The 5016-nt window shown below is 52.6% G+C and carries 5 protein-coding genes; all 5 read right to left on the reverse strand.

Annotation, left to right across the window (positions count from 1 at the left end; translation table 11 throughout):
• The coding region (locus ABJ99_RS22425; RefSeq protein WP_195842916.1) for a TraU family protein at positions 1 to 427 on the reverse strand (427 nt) is incomplete at its 3' end.
• Positions 424 to 900 (reverse strand): TIGR03757 family integrating conjugative element protein, encoded by a 477-nt coding sequence (locus ABJ99_RS22430; protein ID WP_054087686.1) that lies wholly within the window; start codon positions 898 to 900, stop codon positions 424 to 426. The genes ABJ99_RS22430 and ABJ99_RS22425, both read right to left, overlap by 4 nt.
• Before the next feature lie 508 nt (positions 901 to 1408).
• Positions 1409 to 1897: a YagU family protein gene (locus ABJ99_RS22435; RefSeq protein WP_054087687.1), complete on the reverse strand. Its 489-nt coding sequence runs from the start codon at positions 1895 to 1897 to the stop codon at positions 1409 to 1411.
• Positions 1898 to 2148: 251 nt separating this feature from the next.
• Positions 2149 to 3294, reverse strand: a complete 1146-nt coding sequence (locus tag ABJ99_RS22440) for a lytic murein transglycosylase (protein WP_225620125.1) — start codon at positions 3292 to 3294, stop codon at positions 2149 to 2151.
• Positions 3295 to 3881: 587 nt separating this feature from the next.
• The gene (locus ABJ99_RS27670; RefSeq protein WP_005736138.1) at positions 3882 to 4091 is read right to left on the reverse strand and encodes a hypothetical protein; all 210 of its coding nucleotides are present in this window, start codon (positions 4089 to 4091) and stop codon (positions 3882 to 3884) included.
• Positions 4092 to 5016 lie beyond the last annotated feature (925 nt).

Genomic DNA, 5016 nt, shown 5'->3' on the forward strand with positions numbered 1-5016 from the left:
CGTAGCCAGAAGCACTCGCAAACCGGCTGAACGTCGCTCCCCCGGGGTGGCCAATGACGTCAGCATTTTTGAATTTAGCCAGGCTATCTTCGTTATTGTGATTGGTGGTCCCGTCGCCGCCAGCTTGGGCAAATGAAGTGGGCGAGCTCACCGAAGAGACCTCCATCCAGGGGTTTTCACCGGTATTCGAATAGCTTGAGACCACGGCGTCTGGAACGAAGTGACGAACCTTGGTCGACGTCTTGACCTTGCAGCCAAACGGCGTGCAAAGCAGCCAGTAGCAGATTCCGACCACCTTGTATTCCAGGCAGTCGGGCGACAGAGTTGAGGCGGCGAGGGTGGCCGATGTCACTGTAGCGGCGGCGGCTGGCCAGGTTGAGATCGACAGCGCCAATGTCGCCCACGCCGAAGGCTTGCGCAGGTTCATTGCGGCGTATCTCCCTGACCAGCGTCGTTTTGATGTTTGGCTGCAGTACGCCACTGGGCAATGCAATGTTCCGCCGCCAGAACATTGGGTTCGCCATACACAACAAACGTGCGGTCGACCACCACTGCTGGGACCTTCGTGACCCCAATGCTCCAGGCGTCTACGAGGTTTTGTTGAGCTAAGGCCAGGTCGCGTTGCAAGCGCTGCGCATCGGCGCTCTTGAGGCGCTGCTGCATGATGGCGATGGCTTGTTGCTGATTCGCCGGCAGTCCTTCAGAGAGCTTGGTCTCAAGCCGCTCTTGCTCGTCCAGGAGAATCAGCCGGACATGTGCCGGTGTCTGAACGGGATGGTTACGGTCCGTAATGACCCACGTCTCCGCGTGTGCGAGGGTGATCTGTGAGGCCATGACCAAGCCCAGGAAGCCCAAAAGGCTACGTTTGGATCTGAAGCAAAAGGTTCTGGAGGGAAGCATGTGGCAGTACCTGCAGATGGTGTCAGGTACAGAAAACGCGATTAATGAACTGTCGTCAGTAGGAAACCGTTATCGGGACGGTTGGGGTTTGGTGGCGCCTGTCTGGGCCGTGCGCCTGCCATCGAGCAGCAGGCGCGGTAGCATTTTCTTATAACGCCGCATAAACACTGGTGGTAGGCTTTCCCGGAGGCCTGCTGCTGACTCTCTTTGGAACGACAGCGAATTTCCGCCAATCCTGATAGTGAGTTCCACTACAGCCAAGATCCGTCGTGCAACATACCTTCGACCTGGTCAAATCAAACACCTCATAAGAGTGGCTTCGATGACAGGCCGCACGCCAGAGCGGACGTGCTGCTGCTTTGGCTCACTCACACAGCTGGCCTGCGCGTCACAGAGCTGGCACAGCTTGAAATGTCGCCTTTACCGCCAAGCTGGTAGACGCAATCAATCCCGGTCGAAAAACGCGATGGTCGCAGGTTGAGGCCATTTCGATTGCAGGCCGTTACAGCTAACTAGGGCCGGGCGACCAACGTTGCTGCAGATCGCGACGTATGACTTCGATCACCCATATCCATAGCAAGTGTCCAAAGGTTTCAGATGCCCATTCCGCTGGAGGAAGCTCCCAGAGCGGAGGAGCCCAGTTAAACATCGGTAAAATTACCCCGTGAAAAGCCAGGGTGACAAGCATGCCAAAGCCAAAACCTTGCCATACGGCAACACGCGGATATCTAAGGGCAGTCAGGCAATAGAAGATGGCGAAAAAAATGGAAAAGCTTTGGTGAATCAAGGCGCTGCCATAATTCACCATGTGCTCGGAGTACACGTAGGTAAGCTGATTAGCGTTGATACCGAGCGAATCAAGCATCTCTAAAGGCGGGATTGGACGATCTGGTGTGCGAGGCGGAAATGGGATTTCCGTCCCCCACTTGACAAAGCTAGAAACGTTACCTCCAATTAAACCGGCCGCTGCCGCTACACAATATTCACGAGTTTTCAAGTCAACATCCTTTCTTTCGATAGACCAGGCTTGAGAGATCCAGATCCGCGCCCAGAGCGCTTCCTAAAAATAGAAGTGCCCGACGGCTATTCGTATCACTATGATTTTAATAGGTAAATTATAAATATCGAAGCGATCTTATTCTGGGGCTGCACACGATCATACAAATTTTTTCGCTTTCTTTCTGGGGGGTGTAACCCGGCGACCCCCCCAAAAAAATATAGCGAGCTAAACCTATGAAGTGAGTACACCTATCGGCGCAGACTCTCCAGTAGTACAGTGCTAGCGTAACCGTCGGGTGGCAAATGCTGATCCTTCTGGTAAGCCCGGATGGCCGCCCTGGTCATCGCCCCTATCACACCGTCAGCAGCACCCAGGGAGTAGCCCTTAGCAGTCAGCAGTTTCTGCAAATCGGTTACCTGTGCAATGCTGCCCAAGGGAGGATTATCAGTCGGCCACGGGTGAGACACGCCTGTCCCGCCAGCATAACTGTCGGCTAGTAGCCCGATCGTTAGCGCATAGGCAATGGAGTTGTTATAGCGCAGAATGCTACGGAAATTACTTAGGACCATAAATGCTGGCCCGCGATAACCAGCAGGCAGCAAGACCGATGCTTGCTCCTGTGCGAGCTCGCCCGGAATCGCGTGCGTCGTTCCCATCACCCCGAGCCGTTGCCATTCTGCAACGGGTTTCTTGATCGACATGTCAGCCTGAGCGTAATCGAAATTCTCGGGCAACTGCACCTCCTGTCCCCAAGAGATGCGCGAGTTCCAAGCACTGCGTTTTAAATAAGAGGCAGTGGAGGCCAGCGCATCGGCACGGGAACTCCAAACGTCGCGCCGATTGTCGTGGTTAAAATCAACTGCATAGTCAAGATAGGTTGTCGGGATGAATTGCGTCTGCCCCATCGCGCCAGCCCACGAGCCAATCAATTGCGCGCGAGCAATGTCTTTGTTTTGCAGGATATGAAGGGCGGCCATCAACTGTGTAGCCCCGTAATCCATCCGCCGGCCCTTGTAAGCAAGCGTGGCCAAGGAACGAATCACATCGCGACTACCAATATCCTTCCCGTAGCCGCTCTCAATACACCAGATGGCCGCGATAATCTTCGCATTCACACCGTAGTGACGCTCTACCTCGTTCAGAACTGGCTCTTTTTGCAGAAGCTCCTGCCCTTGCTGGGTATTCTTCGGAGTCAGACGCTCAGACAAATAATCCCAGATGGCCGTCGTGAACTCTGGTTGCGCCATGTCCAACTGGTGCACAGTCGGGTCAAGAGTGATGTTTTGGAAGGCAAGATCGAGTGTGGCTGTGTCGATGCCCTTAGTAGTTGCATTGCTGCGGAAAGTAGCCAGCCATTGCTGAAAATCCGCCTCTGACGTGCTCTCGTTCGACACGCTGGGAGTCATGTCTGCGGAGAAGCAAGCTGGAGCGGCTGATGCACATGAGAGCATAATGACTACCAGCGATGTAGTTATAACCCTGGAACGCATAGCTTTTGCTCTCCTGTAAAAATTCCAATACGGTGCTCGTTCAGTGAAAGTGGATTATGTGGTGCTTCTAACTTGGGCGAGGTATCAGAGGTGTTCTGCTCCAGCCTTATCACTGAAGAGAGGTAGGCGTTCCTGATTTGCATAATCTACATACCCTATGCGCTGAGCCATGTGTTTATATAACAGAACTATGTGTGGTCATCACCAAGCGCTGAATTCCATTGAAAATTTCTATCAGAGATGTAGACACTGCGCTATCACGCTATGTCGACAACGGGGAGCCCGCAGCATTCGGGGACAAACCGTACGGCCAGCACTTCCTGTAGGAAACAGGCCCTCTTACTGCTCTTATTTCGCTGCGCCTCCACTGCTTGGTAGTCACTCCGTCATGTCTGTCGGCTGAGCCGGTGACGGAGCATCTGCTTTTTCTGGCTGCCGTCTCAATCTCGATGTGCAGGATTTTAGTTTCCTACACACGAACCTTTGCCGTCTTATCCTCCTTGCCGTTTGGTAAGTTCAAATCCCTGCGCATAAACAAGGTTGAACGTGTCTACCACATGCATTATTTCTTCGTCAGGCAGGCTGGCGGGAACTGTCAGTACCGGTTCGCCACCCGCACCTCGCACTGTAGCAGTATGGGGACTCGACTTCCGATCAATCCGAATATCATTGGGGTTTACGAGGTAAAAAAAATTGGTCATGTGCTTCTTCCGTGATTGCTGATAGAGTTTGAAAACTGAGTAGTTGACGCTGAGAGGAAGGTGATTTCTATTCAAATTCCGCACCGAAGATCCAGAAGCGTTTAAGCATAAGCCTGTTTGTTTCAGTTTCGCGTACTGTTATTTCTGGCGTTTCCGAACGCACGTGCTGAGGGGGCGGCCCTTATTCCTGTTTTCAGCAAGACGTCTGACACGGTGTTCCTCTTGTCCAATAAGGTCGCGATGGTTGTGATGCTCCGGTGGCGCAATGCTTTCAGGCCCAATGGGAAAAGCCGTATCTAAGTGAGGAAGCACCTCAGTCAAACTTTGCGCTTCTTGGAGTATCCTGTAGGCATCCAGATTGCTGCTCCAATTATTAATTCCTGCCATTGAACTTCTCCTTGAATAAAAAGTCTTACTGGCCCGCTAGGGTCAAATCATTGCATTCCATTGAGGATCACAAAGCGCTGTAACTGGATTACGGTCTTCTGTAATCCAACCATCTATAAATCGTCTCTTTTTCGCAATTTTTCCGTAACACAGGCCTTGGTTAGCGTAGCCAGCGATTTGGTTCCACCAGCAATAGGCCCAGAGGGTCTTTATTGATCTGCATCAAAAAAGCATGAAATTTGAGGCTCGAGGGTACCTATGACATCGCTTATCAGCGATAACGACCAAACGTAAAGTCGAACTGTTGCTGCATCGTGTTTTGCTGCGTGCTTTAATCGGAATGCTACACCCACCGCTTTTGAGGGCGATGACCCGTTCATGCATTTTGGTATCCGGTTTACGCCCAGCGTATCGACCGGCGCCTTTGGCCAAGTCGATGCCTTGGTACGGCTGCCATGATTTTGTTCGTCAGTTGGGCGCGAGGTCTATCGTCTGACTTGAACATCCGGGCAGCGGTCGGCGTTTTTCAAGGTAGTTG

The sequence above is a fragment of the Pseudomonas syringae pv. cilantro genome, from assembly GCF_001293775.1.
Taxonomy (GTDB): Bacteria; Pseudomonadota; Gammaproteobacteria; order Pseudomonadales; family Pseudomonadaceae; genus Aquipseudomonas; species Aquipseudomonas syringae_P.

Bases quoted from the DNA above. Each gene is read 5' to 3' on its own strand.
- ABJ99_RS22430 (WP_054087686.1), bottom strand. From the start codon at position 900: ATGCTTCCCTCCAGAACCTTTTGCTTCAGATCCAAACGTAGCCTTTTG.
- ABJ99_RS27670 (WP_005736138.1), bottom strand. From the start codon at position 4,091: ATGACCAATTTTTTTTACCTCGTAAACCCCAATGATATTCGGATTGAT.